This is a genomic window from Aquitalea sp. S1-19 (assembly GCF_024343515.1).
Window position 1 is genome coordinate 1 of record NZ_RJTZ01000060.1, and the last position, 20,234, is coordinate 20,234.

Genomic DNA, 20,234 nt, shown 5'->3' on the forward strand with positions numbered 1-20,234 from the left:
TGCCGCCCGGCCTCGAGGCAGGCTTGTGCGGGCTGTGCCGGATTGACGTAAACCCTGACCTGGCTGCCCGCCGGATACTTGGCCACTCTGGCCTCGGCACCGGAAGCACTCTGCTGGTAGCCGGCATCGGGAAAGGATACGGTGGAGCCGGTGTAGTCCACCCCGTTGTAGCGATAGCGGTAGGTCACCAACGCCTTGTACTCCTCGCGGTTGCTGGCATCGCCACCACCGCGGCGCGGGCGGCTGTCGACGCCGCTGGCGGTAATTTCACCAATGGCCGTCGGCCAGGCTTCGGCCGCCCGCCCGGTTTCACCCAGCCGCCACAGATAGGCAAACGCCGACAGACCGACCGCAATCAGCAGCAAAGGCAGAAACTTTTCCATCAGGTTCAGCTATTGCGTTTGCCGTTGGCGCGCTTGGCGTATTCCTGCTCGCGCGCCTGCTTGGCGGCGGCGCGCTCGGCGATCAGTTCCTTGGCGCGCTTTTTCCACACCGCCCACTCATCCGGACGCTCCAGCGTCAGGCGGCCAATCAGGCCATCGCGGAACTCGGTCAGCACGATTTCGGACGCTTTCTGGATATTGATGCGGCCACCGCCCAGCACCGCGCCGCGCTTCTTGCCTATCATTTCCAGCACCTGCCAGTCCTGCATGCCGCTGATGTCGTCCAGCTTGTAGCGGGTGCTCAATTCGGCCGCGTAGTGCTGCAACAGGTACTTGAGCAACTCCAGCACAACCTCTTCTTCGTCCATCGCATTACGGCCGACCGCACCGCTGGCGGCGAGGTTGTAGCCGCCCTCTTCCACCTCGATCTTGGGCCACAGCATGCCCGGCGTATCAAACAGTTCAAAGTCGTCGGCCAGCATGATGCGCTGCTCGCCCTTGGTCACCCCCGGCATATTGCCGGTCTTGGCGATCTTGCGCCCGGTCATGGTATTGATCAGCGTGGATTTGCCGACGTTGGGAATGCCGCAGATCATCACGCGCAAAGGCTTGTCCAGACCGCCACGATTAGGCACCAGCTCGCGGCAGGCCGCGATCAGCTTCTGGCTGGGTGCACGCTCGCCGGCGTCAAGGCCGATGGCCTGGGTGCCAGGCTGGCTGCGATACCAGCTCAGCCACTGCTGGGTGACGGACGGATCGGCCAGATCCTGCTTGTTGAGGATCTTGAGCGTGGGCTTGCGCCGCGCCAGTTGCGCGATCATCGGGTTGGCACTGGAGGCAGGCAGGCGGGCGTCCAGCATCTCGATGACCACATCGATGCCGCGCAGGCGCTCAGCCACATCCTTCTTGGCCTTGTTCATATGGCCGGGGAACCATTGGATAGCCATGTTTACTGCTTTCTTAAAGGGTCGATCAGATGGATCAAGCCGTTATGTTTGAGTTCAAGCGTCAGCGCCAGTACGCGGCCGATTTCACCGGGCGGAAAGCCCTTGCGCGCAAACCACACCAGATAAGCCTGCGGCAGATCGGCAATCAGCACCCCTTTATACTTGCCGTAAGGCATGCGGCGGGTGGCGATCAGGGTGAGCAGCTCGGGGTCCATGGGACGCTCTGACGAGAAAAGGAAGGCATTGTGCCCATAGCAAGATGGCCTGTCACGCGACAGGCCATAAAAATGCGGAAAAACAAGGCAATAGCGCCTGTTTATGCCGCTTTACAGCAGAATGGCCTTGCCGTCGTTCAGCGTGATAAAACCGCGCACGATACGATAGACAAACCATAGCCAGGCGATGCCCAGAATCGCGAAACCGACCAGAATCCAGGTCAGCGCCCCGCCGACAATCGTCCACAGCAGCATCCACCAGAAGGTGCGGATCTGCCAGCGAAAATGGCTTTCATACAAGGTGCCACGCACATCGGGCATTTTCAGGTAGTTGATGACCAGCCCCACCAGCATGGGCAGGCCAGTAAACAGGCTGATCGCCTGGATCGCGTAGACCAGTAATGCCAGATTGTTCAAACGGCGATCGCCGGTTCCTACGACTTCATAATCCATTATTCACCTCTTTAATCCTGCCAATTTACAGACCCAACCGTGTCAGCCATATCCCGGCACGCAAGCGCAGTTGCACGCGCATCACGCGGGTGCGCTCGATGGCGCTCGAAGCATTCATCATGTTTTCAAAAGCAATCCCGCTCCAGCCCTGCATCAGGGTAGAGGCAGTACCCGGCGATGGCACCAGCAGCAAGGCCTCAGCCCGTGGCGCCTTGAGCCCCAATTCCTGCGCCAAAGCCGCCAGGCGCTGGTTGGCTATAGCCAGTTGCCCCAAGCCGGACTCGGACAAGGCGATATGAGTCAAACCCAGCAGCAGGATGCGCGCGGCCAGCCAGTCGGCCGCATCGCTCAAGCGCACAGCTGCCGGGCTGGTTTCCTGATAGCGGCGGGACGCCAGCACCATGGCCAACTGACGGATTTCCGGCAGCAGCGACTCAATCAGGCCGGCGTCCCCCGTTTCCAGTGCCGACAAGGGTGCCAGTGAAACCGGCTCGCCGGCAACCATGGCTTCGCCATCGGTCAGCAGATAGACCGGCCACAGCACGGCAGCGCGCTGCAAGGGCAAGGCTCTCTGGGATATCGTGATAGTGTCTCTACTGTCTGCCATGCTCGAGTGCTCCTGGGGTGCCGCAATCCGGAGCCTGCTGTGCTGGGTACTAGATGCACAAATGCCGCCTGATCGCGGCGGCATTCGTTCGGGATTCATTGCGAATTCAATTCACGCAAACCCACCGGCGCCGCCATATGAGGAGCGGTACCAATAATAAGCGTGAGCGATTGCGTGGTGGGTATTCATGCGTTCCATCCTGCCAAGGTGGCCGTGACTTGTCAAGGCGCAGCCAAATTCACTGTCCGCCCTGATGCAAAAACCCGACACGAGGTCGGGTTGAGTTGGGTTCTTAGCTCACATATTCGGGTAGTTAGGCCCGCCACCGCCTTCCGGCACCGTCCAGTTGATGTTCTGGGTCGGATCCTTGATATCGCAGGTCTTGCAGTGCACACAGTTTTGCGCATTGATCTGCAAGCGCGGCTTGCCTTCTTCCTGGCCCATAATTTCATACACGCCAGCCGGGCAATAGCGCTGCTCGGGCGCATCGTACCTGGCCAGATTGATCTGAATCGGCACATCGGCGTTTTTCAGCTTCAAATGCGGTGGCTGGTCTTCGCTGTGGTTGGTGTTGGAAATAAACACCGAGCTTAAGCGGTCGAAAGTCAGCTTGCCGTCAGGCTTGGGGTAGGCAATCGGCGAATATTCATCAGCCGGACGCAGGCACTCATGGTCGCGATGCTTGTGACGCAAGGTCCATGGCGCTTTGCCGGCGAAAATATAGGTATCGATGGCCGAATACAGCATCGCGCCCCACATGCCCCAGCGGAAAGATGGGCGGATGTTGCGCGCACGATACAGTTCGTCCTTCAGCCAGCTCTTCTCGAAGCGTGCCGGATAGGCCAGCGCCTCGTTGCCGCCCTCGTCCGAAGTCAGCAGCTCGAATACCGAATCCGCCGCCAGCATGCCCGACTTCATCGCGGTATGCGTGCCCTTGATCTTGGGCATATTGAGGAAACCGGCGGTGTCGCCGACCAGTACGCCGCCAGGAAAGGTCAGCTTGGGCAGGCTCTGCAATCCGCCCTCGACCAGAGCCCGTGCGCCATAGGAAATACGGCGGGCGCCGTCAAAATACTTGCGGATGGCCGGATGGGTCTTGAAGCGCTGGAACTCTTCAAACGGCGACAGATACGGGTTTTTGTAATCGAGACCGACCACATAACCGACTACCACCTGATTATTCTCGAGGTGATAAAGGAAGGAGCCACCATAAGTGGACGCATCCAGCGGCCAGCCCACGGTATGCACGATCTTGCCTTCTTCGTGCGCCGATGCTGGCACCTCCCACAACTCCTTGATACCGATACCGTAGGTCTGTGCATCGGCATCGCGCTGCAGATCGAAGCGCTGGAACAAGGTCTTGCTGAGCGAACCACGGCAACCCTCTGCGAAGACGGTCTGTTTTGCCCACAGCTCCATCCCCGGCTGCCAGGCATCGGTTTTTTCACCATCCTTGCCTATGCCCATGTCCCCGGTGGCGACACCCTTGACCGAGCCGTCGGCGTGATACAGCACTTCGGCCGCGGCAAAGCCCGGATAGATTTCCACGCCCAGCTCTTCGGCCTGCTGCCCCAGCCAGCGGCAGAAATTACCCAGGCTGACAATATAGTTGCCTTCGTTATGCATCTGCGGCGGCGTCGGCAACTGTACCGACTCGGTTTCGGTCAGCAGCAGGAACTGGTCTTTCTTCGCCGCCGTATTGAGCGGTGCGCCCTTTTCCTTCCAGTCAGGGATCAACTCTTCCAGCGTGCGTGGCTCAATCACTGCACCGGACAGAATGTGCGCGCCAATTTCCGAACCTTTTTCCAGCAAGCAAACGCTCAGTTCTTGTCCGGTTTGTGCCGCCAGCTGCTTGAGACGGATCGCGGTGCTCAGTCCGGAAGGACCGCCACCCACGACCACGACATCGTATTCCATATATTCGCGTTCCACCGCTTCTCCTTATGCCTTGCGCCAGGCTTTCTCCATGTTGCATGCAATAATGCTATTTTTAGTGCAGCGCGTCAAAATCGAACACTCGTTTAAACGATACTTCTTGCATGCAAGGCGTCAATTTGCGCCCGGGTATAACCCAGCCCCTGCAGAACTGCGTCGGTGTGTTCGCCCAGTTTGGGTGGTGCCAGCACATACTCCAGCGGCGTGCCGGACAGACGGATCGGACACGCCACCTGTGGCACGTCCTGCCCTATGCTGTCCTGCATATGCATTTCCATCTGCCGGTGACGGACCTGCGGATCGGCAAATGCCTCATCCACCGTATTGATAGGCCCGCATGGCACACCGGCCGCCTCCAGCACATCCAGCCATTGCCCGCGTGAGCGGCACATAAATGCACTGGCAAGCTCGCCCACCAACAGTTCGCGGTACTTCACCCGCTGCGGATTGGTGGCAAAGCGCGCATCGCTCGCCAGTTCCGGCTTCTCTATACACTCGCAAATGGCACGGAACTGGCGGTCATTGCCGCACGCCAGAATAAAATGGCCATCAGCACAGGCAAACACCTGGTAAGGCACGATATTGGGGTGGGCATTACCCAGGCGCGGCGGCACTTCGCGCCCGACCAGATAGTTCATCCCCACATTGGCCAGCATGGCCAAAGCGCAATCCAGTAGCGCCATATCGATATGCTGCCCAAGCCCGGTACGGGTGCGCGAGAGCAAGGCGGCCTGCACCGCATTGGCGGCATACAACCCGGTAAAGACATCGGTGACCGCTACCCCGACCTTGTGCGGCTCGCCATCGGCAGGGCCGGTAATGCTCATCAGCCCGCTCATGCCCTGCACGATATAGTCGTAGCCCGGACGCTCGGCATACGGGCCATCCTGGCCAAAACCGGTAATCGAGCAATACACCAGCCGCGGATTCAGTGCCGCCAAGCTGGCGTAGTCGAGACCATACTTGGCCAGCCCGCCCACCTTGTAGTTTTCCAGCAGCACATCGGCGTCGGCTACCAGCCGGCGCACGACTTCCTGCCCTTCCGGCTGGGTGATATCCACCGTCACCGAGCGTTTGCCGCGATTGGCCGCCAGAAAATACGCCGCCGTCCCGTCAGGCAAGCTAGGCGGCGCCCATTGCCGGGTATCGTCTCCGGCGCCGGGACGCTCCACCTTGATCACCTCGGCGCCAAGATCGGCCAGCAACTGGCCGGTCCACGGGCCGGCCAACACCCGCGACAGATCGACTACTTTGATACCGGCCAGCGCACCTGACATGGCAAACTCCTACGGTTTTAACAGGGCAAAAAAACCGCCCGGACAGGCCGGGCGTCAAGGACAGACAGAAAACAGGACGGACACGACAGCCTGAAAGCGTGTCCGGAAACAATCAGCTAAACGCCTGAATGCCGGTGATGGCACGCCCCAGAATCAGGGCATGCACATCATGCGTGCCCTCATAGGTATTCACCGCTTCGAGGTTCATCACATGGCGGATCACATGGAATTCGTCCGAGATGCCGTTGCCGCCGTGCATATCGCGCGCCACGCGGGCAATTTCCAGCGCCTTGCCGCAGTTATTGCGCTTGATCAGCGAGATCATTTCCGGCGCGGCGCGGCCCTCATCCATCAAACGGCCAACCTGCAAGGCGGCCTGCAAGCCCAGCGCAATCTCGGTCTGCATATTGGCCAGCTTCAGTTGCGGAATCTGGTTGGCGGCCAGCGGGCGACCGAACTGATGGCGGTCAAGCTGATACTGCCGCGCCGCGTGCATGCAGAATTCGGCTGCGCCCATCGCGCCCCAGGCAATGCCGTAACGCGCCTTGTTCAGGCAGCCGAACGGCCCTTTCAGGCCGGTCACGCCCGGCAGCAGGTTTTCTTCCGGCACAAACACGTCCGCCATCACGATCTCGCCGGTAATCGACGCCCGCAAGCTGAACTTGCCTTCGATCTTGGGCGCGGACAAACCGGCCATGCCCTTCTCCAGCACAAAGCCGCGAATTTCGCCGGCATCATCCTTGGCCCACACCACAAACACATCGGCCACCGGGCTATTGGTGATCCACAATTTGCTGCCTTTAAGCAGATAGCCGCCGTCTACCTTTTTCGCCCGCGACTTCATTCCTGCAGGGTCCGAACCGGCATCCGGTTCGGTCAGACCGAAGCAGCCTATCCATTCGCCGGTGGCAAGCCTGGGCAGGTACTTGGCTTTTTGTGCATCTGAGCCATAAGCCCAGATCGGATGCATCACCAGAGATGACTGCACACTCATGGCCGAGCGGTAACCCGAGTCGACACGCTCGACTTCGCGGGCAATCAGACCATACGCCACATGGTTCAAGCCGGCACAGCCATAGCCGTCTATGGTGCAACCCAGCAGGCCCAGTTCGCCCATTTCGTTCATGATCTCGCGATCGAAACGCTCTTCACGATTAGCCAGCAACACGCGCGGCAGCAACTTGTCCTGGCAGTAGGCGCGGGCAGCCTCCTGTACCATGCGCTCCTCGTCGCTCAGTAAAGAAGCAAGCAGAAGCGGATCGTCCCAGCTAAACGGGGCGCGGCTTGTATTGGCGGCCATGATTGTCTCCGGTGAATTTAATTCCGCCTTGCGGAATTCGGTTCTACATTGCAGAATAGACTAAGCGCTCGGATTCGGGATGTAAAGCCCTTTTTGCCCCATCCGCATGGACCGCTGCCACAGGAGAACAAGAGATGCAGGAAGAAGATAAGGACAGATTGTTTGTCACCGCCTTGGCACGCGGGCTGGCCGTATTGTCGGCCTTCCAGCCCGGAGAGACGGCGCTGTCCAATCAGGAGCTGGCCAAACGCACCGGCCTGCCCAAATCCACGGTGTCGCGTTTAAGCTACACCCTGCTGCAACAGGGCTATCTGCAGCAAGATGGCGACAGCGGCTTTTACCGGCTGGGGCTGGCGGTACTGGCGCTAGGCTCTTCGGTGCTTGCCAGCTACGACATCCGCAGCCTCGCCGCACCGCTGATGCGCGAGTTTGCGCTGGCACACAATCTTTCGGTCAGCCTGGCGCTGCGTGACGGCACCGATATGGTGTATCTGGAGACCTGCCGCAGTCAGGCGCGCATCAGCATACAGCTGACCATAGGCTCGCGCGTACCGCTGGCCACCAGCGCTATCGGCCGCGCCTGTTATGTAGGCTTGTCCGAGGCGGAGCGCAAGGTGGTGGGGCAAGAGCTGGCCATACGCTACGGCCAGGACTGGCCAGCCATCCGCCAGGCACTGGAAGCGGCCAGCGCGCAGTATCTGCAGTCCGGCTTTTGTGAGTCTTTCGGAGAATATGAAAAAGATGTGATGGCCGTGGCACTACCACTGCCTGCGCTGGCTGGCCAGCCCAGCGGGATCAGCCTGAACGCCAGCGGTCCGGCTTTTGCCTGGAGCCGCGAGAAGATGCGCGACGAAATCGCCCCGGCACTGGGCGAGTTGCGCCGCCGTTTGCTACCGGGGCTGTAAATAGAAAGGCGATGTCCCGCACACGTTGGTGTTGATTGCATGCGATGTGCGCTATCCGTGCGTCAGCCACCCATCCCCGTTAGGCTCGCGCCGGTGCAAAAGACGCTGGAGAGGTCTTAAGCTGGCCCTTGTTTGAGCGATTCGACGGTAGCGAATCGCGAGTTGGCCAGCGCCTCGCCAGCGACTTTTGCTCCGGGGTTTCGCGAGACTTCGGAGGCGCCGGGGATGCAAGGGGCCGGGCGCGTCCGGCCCCTGCCCGCATGCCGCGCGGAAGCGGCAAGTAAAAAATACGTCCGCGCAGCGGACACAAAGCCCAAAACCCATCTGCGCCAACTCGTAACTGGGACATAGCCAATAGAAAGGGCAGCCCGCACGGGCTGCCCTATGTCTTGCGCCTTCAGCCATTCAGGCGGCTTGTGGCGGCACGCTATTGATGTAGTGCACCAGCTGGTCGATCACGAACTGCTGCTCGGCAATGGTGGCATACACCACATCGCCGATCGAGATAATGCCCTCGACTTCGTTCCCGTTCATCACCGGCAGGTGGCGAATGCGCCTTTCCGTCATCAAGGCCATACAATCGGCCACGGTCTGTGCAGGCGTGACACAAATGACCTTGCTGGTCATGATCTCCTGCACCAGTGTACTGGCCGAAGAGCGCCCTTCAAGGATGATGCGCCGGGCGTAGTCGCGTTCGGAAAAAATCCCCACCACCTGCCCGCCACCCATCACCAGCACCGCACCGACATTTTCCTCGGCCATCACCTTCAGCGCCTGCAATACCGACACTTCCGGACCGACATACACCAGCTTGCGGCTGGCCTTGGCGGCCAGTAATTGACGAACAGTCTGCATGGCCCATCCTCCGTTCACGACGCTCATGTCATGAGTATAGAAAGGCGTACGCAAATGCACGGATAATTTGGCCTATGCCCTAGGCGCCGTTGCCGGCCCGTATCATGGTGCCCACGCCGGCCGCCGTCATCACCTCCAGCAATAGGGCATGCGGTACTCGCCCGTCTATGATATGCACCGCGCCCACGCCGTTTTTCGCCGCTTCCAGCGCCGAGGCGATTTTGGGCAACATGCCGCCATGTATGGTGCCATCAGCAAATAGCTCATCCACCCGTGTGGCACTCAGATTGGTCAAAAGCGTACCTTCCTTGTCCAGCACCCCCGGGGTATTGGTCATCAGGATCAACTTTTCCGCGCCCAGCGTTTCGGCCAGCTTGCCGGCAACCAGATCGGCATTGATGTTGTAGGCTTCGCCGGCGCGGCCCACGCCTATGGGCGCAATCACCGGAATAAAGTCCTGGCTGTCGAGCAAGGCGACCAGACCCGGGTCGATGCTGTCGATTTCACCCACCTGGCCAATATCGATCGGCGCCTCGTCGCCAGCCGATGGCAACAGCAGCTTTTTGGCGCGGATAAAGTGCCCGTCCTTGCCGGTCAGCCCCACCGCCTTGCCGCCATGCTGGTTGATCAGCGATACGATTTCCTTGTTGACCAGACCGCCCAGCACCATCTCGACCACATCCATGGTTTCGGCATCGGTCACACGCATGCCCTGGATAAATTCGCCCTGCTTGCCCACGCGCGCGAGCAACTCGTTGATCTGCGGGCCGCCACCATGCACCACCACCGGGTTCATGCCCACCAGCTTCAACAGCACCACGTCCTTGGCAAAATCCTCCTTCAGTTTGTCGTCGGTCATGGCATTGCCACCGTACTTGATAACCAGGGTCTTGCCGGCAAAGCGGCGTATATAAGGCAAGGCCTCGGACAGGATGGATGCCTTGTCGGCAGCAGGCGTACTCATGGTGATCGCTCCATAGGACAATAAGAAAACCCACATTCTACCCATATGGTTTAGTGAAATTGCATTTATTAATTGCAAAGGGCATAGCGCTAGATTAGAGTCCGGCCATTAATAAATTTAAATTCAGAAAGCGCCATGACCGAAACCCAAGCCGTACGCTGGCAAAGGCGCAAAGAGGTGCGCCCGGGCGAAATTCTGGATGCTGCGCTCGCACTGTTTGTCGAAAAAGGCTACAGCGCCACCAAGATAGACGACATCGCCCGCACCGCCGGCGTCACCAAGGGCACGCCTTATCTGTACTTCCCGTCCAAGGCCGACATTCTCAAAGCCGTGGTACGCGAAAAATTGCTGGAGCGGGTGGCCGATATGGAAAACCTCAGCCGCGCCCATCCGGGTACGCCGGCCGCGCTGATCCGCCTGCTGCTGCTCAAGTGGTGGGATGAGGTCGGCGCCACGCCGCTGTCCGGCCTGTGCAAACTGATGGTGGCCGAAGCGGCCAACTTTCCCGAACTGGCACGCTTTTATCACGATGAAGTGATTATCCGCAGCCGTGCCATTGCCCTGCGCCTGGTGCAGCAAGGCATGGATAGCGGAGAATTTGCACAGGGCGACGCCGAAGCAGCGGTCGATGCCCTGCTTGCTCCGCTATTGATGACCATGATCTGGCGTCACTCCTTTGCCTGCATCCCCGGCTGCGAAACCTACCGCGGCGACCCCAAGCTCAGACTTCAAGCTGCCATCGAACTGGTACTGGCCGGACTCGCCAGGCCCGAATAACAAGCACAGATCAACACGAGAGAACCCGCAATGAACACATGGCAACAATGGGTGCTGGCCGGCACGATGCTGGGTGCGCTTGGCGCCTGCGGCAAAAAAACCGAAGTACAACAGGAAATCCGTCCGGTCAGAACCATGATTGCCGGCGAGAGTCATGCACAAACTGCAGACAGCTACGCCGGCGAAGTGCGCGCCCGCCATGAAACCCGCCTCGCCTTCCGGGTGCCGGGCAAGGTGGTCGAACGCTATGTCAGCGCCGGCCAGCAGGTGAAAAAGGGCCAGGCGCTGGCGCGACTGGACGGCAGCGACTACGCGCTGGACCTGTCGGCCAAGCAGGCGGCGCAGTCGGCCGCACAGGCGGATCTCTCGCAGCAGGAAGCCGACCTTGCCCGTTCGCGCGAGCTGCTCAAGCAGGCTTTCATCAGCCAGGCGCAATTCGATCGCCAGCACAGCGCACTGGAAGCGGCGCGTGCGCGCGCCAAACAGGCCGCGGCCCAAGCCAGTGTTTCGGGTAATCAGGCGGATTATGCGCTACTGCGTGCCGACGCTGACGGCATCATCAGCGAGATTTCGGCCGACCCCGGCCTGGTGGTCGCAGCCGGCCAGCCGGTAGCCCGCCTTGCGGCCGATGGTGAACGCGAAGTCGCCATCCAGTTGCCGGAAAACGCGCTGGACAAGGTACGCAACGCCAAAACACTGAATGTCACGCTGTGGAGCACGCAGCAGCAATACCCGGGCCAGCTGCGCGAGCTGGCCGGTGATGCCGATCCGGCAACCCGGACTTACGCCGCACGCGTACGCATCGACGCACCCGCCGGACAATTGCAACTGGGGCAGACCGCCCGCGTCACGCTGCCGTCCGCGCCCGCGCAAGGCCTCTATCTGCCGCTATCCGCCATTCTCGACACCGGCGGCAAGCACTCGGTGTGGGTGGTAGACAGCAAAAAATTGACCGTCAAGCAGCGCGCCGTCTCCGTGGCTGCGCTGGACAGCCATGGCGCAACCCTGTCCGGCGGGCTCAATGCCGGCGAGCAGGTGGTGACCGCAGGCGTGCATCTGTTGCGCGACGGCCAGTCCGTCAAGCTGCTTAAGCCATAAGGAAAGATACGCATGAGACTCAATCTTTCCGAATGGGCACTGAAAAACCAGCCGCTGGTGCGCTACCTGATCGTGATGCTGATGCTGGCCGGCGTCTGGTGCTATGCCCAGCTGGGGCAGAAGGAAGACCCGGAGTTCACCTTCAAGGCAATGATGGTGCGCGTGGTCTGGCCCGGCGCCGGTACGCTTGAGATGGAACAGCAGGTTACCGACAAGATAGAGCGCAAGCTGCAGGAAATGGGCGAGCTGGAATATATCAAAAGCTATACCAAGCCCGGTGAAGCCCAGTTCATCCTCAATCTGCGCGAGGGGGTGGACCCGAAAAAGGTCAAGGACTACTGGTATCAGGTACGCAAAAAGCTGGGCGATATCCGCCATACCCTGCCTGGCGATGTCAAAGGCCCGTTCTTCAACGACGAGTTCGGCGATACCTACGGCAATTTGTACGCCTTTACCGGCGACGGCTACAGCTATGAAGAGCTACGCCGTTATGTCGACACGGCCCGTCAGGAAATTCTGCGCGTGCCAGATATCGGCAAGGCCGAGTTTGTCGGCGCTCAGGAAGAGCGCATCTATGTCGATCTGGACACCGCCAAGCTGGCAACGCTGGCGCTGGACGCCCGCGTCATCTGGGCGGCACTGGCCGAACAGAATGCCACGCGGCCGGCCGGCGAGTTCCATACCGCCAGCGAACGGGTCTGGGTGCGGCCAAGCGGCGCCTTCGACTCGGTCACCGCCGTGGCCAACACCCCCATCATCGCCAACGGCAAGACATTCCGCCTGGGCGATATTGCCCGCGTCAGCCGCGGCTACGTCGACCCGCCGGTGATGCGCATGCGCTTTAATGGCCAGCCGGCGCTGGGTCTGGCTGTCAGTATGAAAGATGGTGGCGATGTGCTGAAGTTCGGCGCGGCGCTGGCCGAACGCATGCAGGAAATCGAAGGCAAGCTGCCGTTGGGGGTCGAGGTCAATGCGATTTCCGACCAGCCCAAAGTCGTCAAAAGCGCCATCAGCGAATTCATGCGCTCCTTGCTGGAAGCCGTGGTAATCGTACTGGCGGTCAGCTTCTTCAGTCTGGGCTGGCGCCCCGGTGTGGTGGTGGCCTTGTCTATCCCGCTGGTGCTGGCGATGACCTTCATCTGCATGTACTTCCTCAAGATAGACTTGCAGCGCATCTCGCTAGGCTCGCTGATTATCGCGCTGGGACTCCTGGTCGACGACGCCATTATCGCGGTCGAGATGATGTCGCTGAAGCTGGAGCAAGGCTGGAACCGCTTTCAGGCGGCGACCTTCGCCTACACCAGCACCGCCTTCCCCATGCTGACCGGCACCCTGATTACCGCCGCCACCTTTTTGCCGGTGGGACTGGCCAAATCCAATGCCGGCGAATATGTGTTCAGCCTGTTTGCTGTGGTCGGCATCGCACTTTTGCTGTCCTGGGTGGTCGCGGTGGTGTTCACGCCTTATCTGGGCTTTATCCTGCTGCCGGAACACAAGCATGGCAGCAGCCATCAGGACGTGTACCACAAGCCCTTCTATCTCAAATTCCGCAAAGCGGTGGACTGGAGCCTGTCGCACCGCAAGCTGGTGATCGCCACGACCTTTGCCACCTTTATCCTGTCGCTGGTGGCATTCAAACTGTTTGTGCAGCAGCAGTTCTTCCCGGCGTCCAACCGGGTCGAGCTGATGGTCGACTTGTGGCTGCCGCAAGGCGCCAGCTTCGAGGCGACCGAGCGCGAAACGCAGAAACTGGAAGCACTGCTCAAAGGCGACAAGAATATCGCCAGCGTCACCAGCTATGTCGGCGGCGGCAGCCCGCGCTTTTACCTGTCGCTGGACCAGCAGCAGCAACACCTCAACTACGCCCAGCTGATGGTGATGACGCATGACGAGAAAAGCCGGGAGGCGGTGCGCAGCAAGCTGTTCCAGTTGCTGGACAACGACTTCCCCATGGTGCGCGGCCGCGTAGTTCGGCTGGAAAACGGCCCGCCGGTCGGCTATCCGGTGCAATTCCGCGTGATGGGCTCGGACCATGCCAAAGTGCGCGCCATCGCCGGCCAGATCGAGACGCTGCTGCGTGCCCATCCGGGGACGCGCCAGGTCAATAATGACTGGGGCGAACAGCTCAAGTCGCTGCGCATCACGCTGGATCAGGACAAGGCCCGGGTGCTGGGCATCTCCAGCCAGAATCTGTCCCAGCAACTGCAGCTGCTGATCTCGGGGGCGGCCATTACCGACTACCGCGAAGGCGACCGCACCCTGGGCGTGGTGGCACGCCTTAACAAAAATGAACAACTCGATGTCGGTGCGCTGGGCGATTTGATGATACAAACAGCCGGTGGCCGCTATGTGCCGGTGTCGCAGATCGGCCATATCGATTATGTGCCGGAAGAAAGCATAGTCTGGCGCCGTGGCCGGCTGCCTACCGTCACCGTACGCGCCGATGCGCGCGACGGCACACAGGCATCGGATATCTCGCGCGCGCTGTGGCCCAAACTGCAAGAGATGGAAAAAACCCTGCCGCTGGGTTACCACCTGGAACTCGGTGGCGCGATGGAGGCCAGCCAGAAGTCGCAAGCCGCCATCAACCAGGTTGCCCCCTTGATGCTGGTGATCGTACTGACCTTGCTGATGCTGCAGCTCAAGAGCTTCCAGCGCAGCCTGATGGTCCTGCTGACCGCGCCTTTGGGCATAATAGGGGTCACGCTGACGCTGATCGCCTTCTCGGCGCCATTCGGCTTTGTCGCCATGCTGGGCGTGATCGCGCTGTCGGGTATGATCATGCGCAACTCGGTGATTCTGGTCGACCAGATCGAGCAGGATATTTCCGAAGGCATAGAGCCGTGGGAAGCGATTGTCGGCTCCACCGTGCGCCGCTTCCGCCCTATCATGCTGACGGCGCTGGCCGCCATCCTGGCGATGATACCGCTGACGCGCAGCACCTTCTGGGGACCGATGGCGGTCGCCATCATGGGCGGTCTGCTGGTGGCCACCGTATTGACGCTGCTGTTCCTGCCGGCCTTGTACGCACAGTGGTTCCGCGTCAAACGCCCGACGGTCTGAGCATAAGAAAAACGCCTGCGCCGCTGGCACATGTGCCCCGGCGCAGGCATCAAGACTTAGAGAGATTGCATGAAGATATCCGCCCCCAAGCTCGCCACCTTGCTGCTGGCCAGCTCGCTTGCCATGCCGGCGCAGGCTTTTGACCTGCTGGAAGCATGGTATGCGGCGCGCCAGTATGATTCGGGCTTCGCGGCACAAAAAGCCGAACGCAATGCCGGACTGGAAAAACGCGATCAGGGCCGTGCCCTGTTGTTGCCGCAACTGGGTCTGTCCAGCAGTATCAACCGCAGCAATGATATCGAGCCGGGCGTCTCCGGCAGCTACACAAGCCATGGCTGGGGTGCCGAACTCAAGCAGCCGCTATTCGATGTCGGCGCCTGGACCGGCTACCAGAAAGGCAAGATCAGCAGCGCACTGGCCGATACCCGCTTTACCGCTGCCGAACAAGCGCTGATCCTCTCGGTTGCCCGCGCCTACTTTGATGTGCTGCTGGCGCAGGACACGCTGTCGTCCACCCAGGCTGCGAAAAAGTCTTTCGAGAAACAGCTGGCGCAGGCCAAAAAGGCGTTTGAAGTCGGCACCGCCACCATACTCGACAGCTATGAAGCACAAGCCAGCTACAACGCCGCCAGCGCGCGCGAAATCAGCGCCATCAACCAGCTGGAGGTCAAACGCAATGCACTGGGCACGCTGACCGGGCTGGTCAATGAAGGCATCAGCCCGCTCAAGGGCAAAATCGCCCTCTCTGCCCCCGATCCCGACTCGGCCGATGCCTGGATCACGCGCGCGCTGAACAACAACCCGGCCATTGCCATCAGCGAACAGCAGACACAGCTGGCGCGACAGAATGTCACCGCAGCCCGCGGCAACCATCTGCCCAAGCTGGCACTGACCGCCGGCTATCAGGACCAGAGCACCAACAATCCGCGCACCAGCTTCACCGACAACCGCGGCAGCAGCATCGGCCTTAACCTGACCATTCCGCTTTACGCAGGCGGTGGCATCAACTCGCAGGTACGCGAAGCGGTCGCGCTGCAAGAGCAGGCCGGCGAGCAGCTGGAATCCAGCAAGCGCAAGGTGCGTGAAGAGGTACGCGCTGCCTTCCTTGGCGTATCCAACGGAGCGGCGCTGGTGCAGGCCAATGAGCAACTCTTGCTGTCGGCCAAAAACAAGGTTGATGCCACACGTCTGGGGCGTGAAGTAGGTCTGCGTACCATTCTCGACCTGCTGCAGGCAGAGCAAGCCTATTACGAGGCCGAGCGCCAGTTGTCCGAGTCACGCTACGGCTATCTGTTTGCCCGCCTGCAACTGGCCCAGGCCAGCGGCGAGTTGTCCGAGGCCACGCTCAGAAGCGTCAACCGCTACTTCTAGACGCTACCCCTGCAAAATCAGGCCGGCCTTACACTCTCATGCAGTGCAAGGCCGGCTTTTTTATGGCGCGGGTGGCCTGTTGTGATCATTTCTGCATCACTCGCGCAAAGCGAGTGTTTAATTTTCCACCATACACGTGACATTTTCCTAAACACCTCATTAGAATGAATCGGGCAAACTGCGGATCGATGTAGCGCAATAATATTCACTAAACATAAATAGTGAGACAACACGCCACGCCCGTACCTTCAAAGCAACAGACCAGATGAGGCCAACCATGAGCGAAACCCAGCAACTCCTGCAGCGTAAAGCCGATGCCACCCCACGCGGCGTAGGCGTGATGTGCAATTTCTTTGTCGAGCGTGCGAAAAACGCCGAGCTGTGGGATACCGAAGGCCGTCGCTATATCGACTTTGCCGGCGGCATCGGCGTCCTGAACACCGGCCATCTGCACGACAAGGTACAGGCCGCAGTCGCTGCCCAGTTGGAAAAATTCAGCCACACCTGCTATCAGGTCGTGCCGTACGAGAGCTATATCCGCGTGGCCGAGCAGCTCAATACGCTGGCACCGGGTGCTTTTGCCAAGAAAAGCGCCTTCTTCACCACCGGCGCCGAAGCGGTAGAGAACGCCATCAAGATCGCCCGTGCCGCCACCGGCCGCTCCGGCGTGATTGCCTTTGGCGGCGGTTTTCACGGCCGCACCATGATGGGCATGGCACTCACCGGCAAGGTTGCCCCTTACAAGATCGGTTTCGGCCCGTTCCCGGCCGAAATCTACCACGCCGTATTCCCCAATGAGCTGTATGGCGTGTCGGTTGCCGACTCCATTGCCAGCATTGAAAAGCTGTTCAAGTACGATATCGAAGCCAGTCGCGTCGCCGCCATTATTTACGAGCCGGTACAAGGCGAAGGCGGCTTCTATGCCGCCCCGAATGAATGGGTACGCGAACTCCGCCGCCTGTGCGACGCACACGGCATTGTGATGATTGCCGACGAAGTACAGGCCGGCTTTGCCCGTACCGGCAAGTTCTTTGCCAGCGAACACTACGACACGGCACCGGACTTGATCACCACCGCCAAATCGCTGGCCGGCGGCTTCCCGCTGTCTGCCGTAATCGGCCGCGCCGAGATCATGGATGCACCGGCTCCGGGCGGCCTGGGCGGCACTTACGCCGGCAACCCGCTGGCACTGGCCGCTGCCGAGGCAGTCATCAGCGCCATCACCGAAGAAAAACTGCTGGAGCGCGCCAACCATCTGGGCGATGCACTGAAGGAAAAGCTGCACGGCCTGAAAAAATCGGTGCCGCAGATTGCCGATGTGCGCGGTCTGGGCGGCATGATTGCGGTCGAATTCAATAAAGCGGACGGCAGCGGCGCGGATGTCGATTTCACCAAAAAGGTTCAGGCCAAGGCGCTGGAAGCCGGCCTGCTGCTCTTGACCTGCGGCGTCAACTACAACGTGGTGCGCTTCCTGTTCCCGCTGACTATCGAAGATGCAGTCTTCGACGAAGCACTGGCCATCCTCGAAGCAGCCATCAAGGCTTGATCCAACCCACGGCAACGGCGCGGCAAGCGCCGTTTGCGGAGCAAGACATGCTGAACCTGAAAGACCCGAGCCTGCTCAAGCAGCAGTGCTATCTGAACGGCGAATGGCTGGATGCCGACAATGGTGAAACCATTCCGGTCAGCAACCCGGCCACCGGCGAAATCATTGCCCAAGTGCCCAAAATGGGCCGCGCCGAAGCCGAACGAGCAGTCGCCGCCGCCGCTGACGCATTCAAGCTGTGGAAGAAAAAAAGCGCCAAAGAGCGTGCTGTGCTGCTGCGCCGCTGGTTCGACCTGATGATGGCCAATCAGGATGACTTGGGTGCCATTCTGACCGCAGAGCAGGGCAAGCCACTGGCCGAGGCCAAGGGCGAGATCGCCTACGGTGCCAGCTATATCGAGTGGTACGCCGAAGAAGGCAAACGCATCTACGGCGACACCATCCCGTCGACCGGCGCCGACAAGCGCATTCTGGTCACCAAGGAGCCGATAGGCGTCACCGCCGCCATTACGCCGTGGAACTTCCCCAATGCGATGATCACGCGCAAGGCAGCACCGGCGCTGGCTGCCGGCTGCCCGATGGTGGTACGCCCGGCATCGCAAACGCCGCTGTCGGCGCTGGCGATTGCCGAGCTGGCACACCGCGCCGGCATTCCGGCCGGCGTGTTCTCGGTCATCACCGGCGGCTCCACCGAAATTGGTGGCGTGCTCACAGGTTCGGACACGGTGAAAAAATTCAGCTTTACCGGCTCGACCGAAGTCGGCGTCAAGCTGATCGCCCAGTGCGCGCAGACGGTGAAAAAGGTGTCGATGGAATTGGGCGGAAACGCGCCGTTTATCGTGTTCGACGATGCCGACCTCGATGCGGCCGTCGAAGGCGCGATGATTTCCAAGTACCGCAATGCCGGCCAGACCTGCGTCTGCGCCAACCGCATTCTGGTACAGGACGGCGTTTACGATGCCTTTATCGCCAAGTTTTCCGCTGCGGTGGCCACACTCAAGGTCGGCAACGGCGTCGAGGCTGGCGTCACCCAGGGGCCGATGATAGACGACAAGGCTGTGGCCAAGATTGAAGAACATATTGCCGACGCGCTGGCCAAGGGCGGGCGCCTGCTCGCCGGCGGCAAGCGCCATGCGCTGGGCCACAGCTTCTTCGAGCCGACCGTTATCGCCGATGTCACCCCATCCATGAAGGTGGCGCGCGAAGAGACTTTCGGCCCGCTGGCACCGGTGTTCCGCTTCCACAGCGAAGACGAGGCCATTGCCATGGCCAACGATACCGAGTTCGGTCTGGCCTCCTACTTCTACGCGCGCGATATTGGCCGCATCTTCCGCGTCAGCGAAGGGCTGGAATACGGCATGGTCGCCGTCAACAGCGGCATCCTGTCCAATGAAGCGGCACCATTTGGCGGAGTCAAGCAGTCCGGCCTCGGCCGCGAAGGCTCCAAGTACGGCATTGAAGACTATCTGGAAATCAAGTACGTGCTGCTGGGCGGCATCGACCGCTAAGCTGCACAGGCTGGCAAGCGGGCCGCCTGTGCGGCCCGTTTTCGCAAGCACGGCACACATAACGACAATAAGGGACAAACCATGAGTGAAACGCTAAGCCGCCATACCGGCTCATATTACGCCGCCAGCGCCAACCCCACCCCCAAACGCCCGGCACTGGATGGCAGGCAAGTCGCCGATGTCTGCGTGATCGGTGCCGGTTACACCGGCATCTCCACCGCCTTGCATCTGGCTGAAGCCGGCTACAAGGTGATCGTGCTCGAAGCCGCCCGCGTCGGCTGGGGCGCTTCGGGGCGCAATGGCGGCCAGATCGTCAATAGCTATAGCCGCGACATGGACGTGATCGAAGCACGCCACGGCAAGGAAGCGGCCCGCCGCATCGGCGCCATGGCATTCGAAGGCGGACGCATCATCCGCGAGCGTATCGCCAAATACAACATTCAGTGCGACCTGAAGGATGGCAATGTGTTTGCCGCCTTTACCCAGAAGCAACTGGACGAAATGGCGGCAAAAAAAGCCTTGTGGGAAGCCTATGGCCATACCGGCCTCAAGCTGATCGACAAAGCCGGCATGAAGGATATCGTACAGAGCGATGCCTACGTCGGCGCACTGCTGGACAACTGGGGCGGCCATATCCACCCGCTGAATCTGGCGCTGGGCGAAGCCGCTGCGTTCGAGTCACTGGGCGGCGTGATTTACGAGCAGTCGCCGGTGACGGCCATCATCGAAGGCGACAAGCCCTCAGTCAAGACTGCGCATGGCGAAGTCAGCGCCGACTTTGTCGTGGTGGCCGGCAATGCCTACTTGGGCAACCTGATTCCCAAACTGGCGGAAAAAACGCTGCCCTGTGGTACGCAGGTGGTCACCACCGCCCCGCTGGACGCCAAGCTCGCCCGCGCCTTGCTGCCCGGCAACAACTGTGTCGAAGACTGCAACTTCCTGCTCGACTACTACCGGCTGACCGCCGACAACCGCCTGCTGTACGGTGGCGGTACCGTCTACGGCGCACGCGACCCCGGTGCCATCGAGA

18 protein-coding genes are annotated in these 20,234 nt (G+C 60.5%); 8 read left to right on the forward strand and 10 right to left on the reverse strand.

Features of this window, described 5'->3' with window-relative positions:
• The 8 genes from EGI20_RS10390 to EGI20_RS10425 all read right to left on the reverse strand — a co-directional run.
• Positions 1-383, reverse strand: a 383-nt coding sequence (locus EGI20_RS10390; protein ID WP_498631394.1) for a DUF3592 domain-containing protein, incomplete at its 3' end; no start/stop codon positions are given.
• 5 nt (positions 384-388) lie between these two features.
• Positions 389-1,330: a ribosome biogenesis GTPase YlqF gene (gene ylqF, locus EGI20_RS10395; RefSeq protein ID WP_498631395.1), complete on the reverse strand. Its 942-nt coding sequence runs from the start codon at positions 1,328-1,330 to the stop codon at positions 389-391.
• Between the two features lie 2 nt (positions 1,331-1,332).
• Positions 1,333-1,545: a DUF3820 family protein gene (locus EGI20_RS10400; protein WP_124734658.1), complete on the reverse strand. Its 213-nt coding sequence runs from the start codon at positions 1,543-1,545 to the stop codon at positions 1,333-1,335.
• 111 nt (positions 1,546-1,656) lie between these two features.
• The gene (locus EGI20_RS10405; protein ID WP_220789252.1) at positions 1,657-1,998 is read right to left on the reverse strand and encodes a DUF4870 family protein; all 342 of its coding nucleotides are present in this window, start codon (positions 1,996-1,998) and stop codon (positions 1,657-1,659) included.
• A 25-nt stretch (positions 1,999-2,023) separates the two neighbouring features.
• A complete protein-coding gene (locus tag EGI20_RS10410) occupies positions 2,024-2,605 on the reverse strand; it encodes a hypothetical protein (RefSeq protein WP_498631396.1) in 582 nt (193 codons plus the stop codon).
• A 297-nt stretch (positions 2,606-2,902) separates the two neighbouring features.
• Entirely contained in the window at positions 2,903-4,522 is a 1,620-nt protein-coding gene (locus EGI20_RS10415) for an electron transfer flavoprotein-ubiquinone oxidoreductase (RefSeq protein WP_498631406.1), read from the reverse strand.
• A gap of 104 nt (positions 4,523-4,626) precedes the next feature.
• On the reverse strand, positions 4,627-5,817 hold the full coding sequence (locus EGI20_RS10420; protein ID WP_498631397.1) for a CaiB/BaiF CoA transferase family protein: 1,191 nt from the start codon (positions 5,815-5,817) through the stop codon (positions 4,627-4,629).
• Between the two features lie 112 nt (positions 5,818-5,929).
• Complete coding sequence (locus tag EGI20_RS10425; RefSeq protein WP_124734654.1) at positions 5,930-7,117, reverse strand: acyl-CoA dehydrogenase; 1,188 nt, start codon at positions 7,115-7,117, stop codon at positions 5,930-5,932.
• A 134-nt stretch (positions 7,118-7,251) separates the two neighbouring features.
• On the opposite strand from EGI20_RS10425, the gene EGI20_RS10430 reads away from it, so the two are divergent.
• Positions 7,252-8,022, forward strand: coding sequence for an IclR family transcriptional regulator (locus tag EGI20_RS10430; protein ID WP_498631398.1), 771 nt, complete (start codon positions 7,252-7,254; stop codon positions 8,020-8,022).
• A 405-nt stretch (positions 8,023-8,427) separates the two neighbouring features.
• Here the strand turns inward: EGI20_RS10430 and EGI20_RS10435 are convergent, their stop codons facing one another.
• Together EGI20_RS10435 and argB are read right to left on the reverse strand one after the other, a co-directional pair.
• On the reverse strand, positions 8,428-8,877 hold the full coding sequence (locus tag EGI20_RS10435) for a CBS domain-containing protein (protein ID WP_498631399.1): 450 nt from the start codon (positions 8,875-8,877) through the stop codon (positions 8,428-8,430).
• A gap of 79 nt (positions 8,878-8,956) precedes the next feature.
• Positions 8,957-9,841 carry an acetylglutamate kinase gene (argB, locus tag EGI20_RS10440; protein WP_124734651.1) on the reverse strand — a complete coding sequence of 295 codons (885 nt, stop codon included), beginning with the start codon at positions 9,839-9,841 and terminating at the stop codon, positions 8,957-8,959.
• A gap of 135 nt (positions 9,842-9,976) precedes the next feature.
• Here argB and EGI20_RS10445 point away from each other — a divergent pair, with 135 nt between their 5' ends.
• The 7 genes from EGI20_RS10445 to EGI20_RS10475 all read left to right on the forward strand — a co-directional run.
• Complete coding sequence (locus tag EGI20_RS10445) at positions 9,977-10,618, forward strand: TetR/AcrR family transcriptional regulator (protein ID WP_124734650.1); 642 nt, start codon at positions 9,977-9,979, stop codon at positions 10,616-10,618.
• A gap of 30 nt (positions 10,619-10,648) precedes the next feature.
• Positions 10,649-11,716: an efflux RND transporter periplasmic adaptor subunit gene (locus EGI20_RS10450; RefSeq protein WP_498631400.1), complete on the forward strand. Its 1,068-nt coding sequence runs from the start codon at positions 10,649-10,651 to the stop codon at positions 11,714-11,716.
• 12 nt (positions 11,717-11,728) lie between these two features.
• Complete coding sequence (locus tag EGI20_RS10455) at positions 11,729-14,779, forward strand: efflux RND transporter permease subunit (RefSeq protein ID WP_498631401.1); 3,051 nt, start codon at positions 11,729-11,731, stop codon at positions 14,777-14,779.
• Between the two features lie 69 nt (positions 14,780-14,848).
• A complete protein-coding gene (locus EGI20_RS10460; protein ID WP_498631402.1) occupies positions 14,849-16,150 on the forward strand; it encodes a TolC family outer membrane protein in 1,302 nt (433 codons plus the stop codon).
• Positions 16,151-16,427: 277 nt separating this feature from the next.
• Positions 16,428-17,696 (forward strand): 4-aminobutyrate--2-oxoglutarate transaminase, encoded by a 1,269-nt coding sequence (gene gabT / locus EGI20_RS10465; RefSeq protein WP_498631403.1) that lies wholly within the window; start codon positions 16,428-16,430, stop codon positions 17,694-17,696.
• A 47-nt stretch (positions 17,697-17,743) separates the two neighbouring features.
• Positions 17,744-19,204 carry an NADP-dependent succinate-semialdehyde dehydrogenase gene (gene gabD / locus EGI20_RS10470; protein WP_498631404.1) on the forward strand — a complete coding sequence of 487 codons (1,461 nt, stop codon included), beginning with the start codon at positions 17,744-17,746 and terminating at the stop codon, positions 19,202-19,204.
• 81 nt (positions 19,205-19,285) lie between these two features.
• A partial coding sequence (locus tag EGI20_RS10475) for an NAD(P)/FAD-dependent oxidoreductase (protein ID WP_498631405.1) occupies positions 19,286-20,234 on the forward strand: 949 nt, incomplete at its 3' end.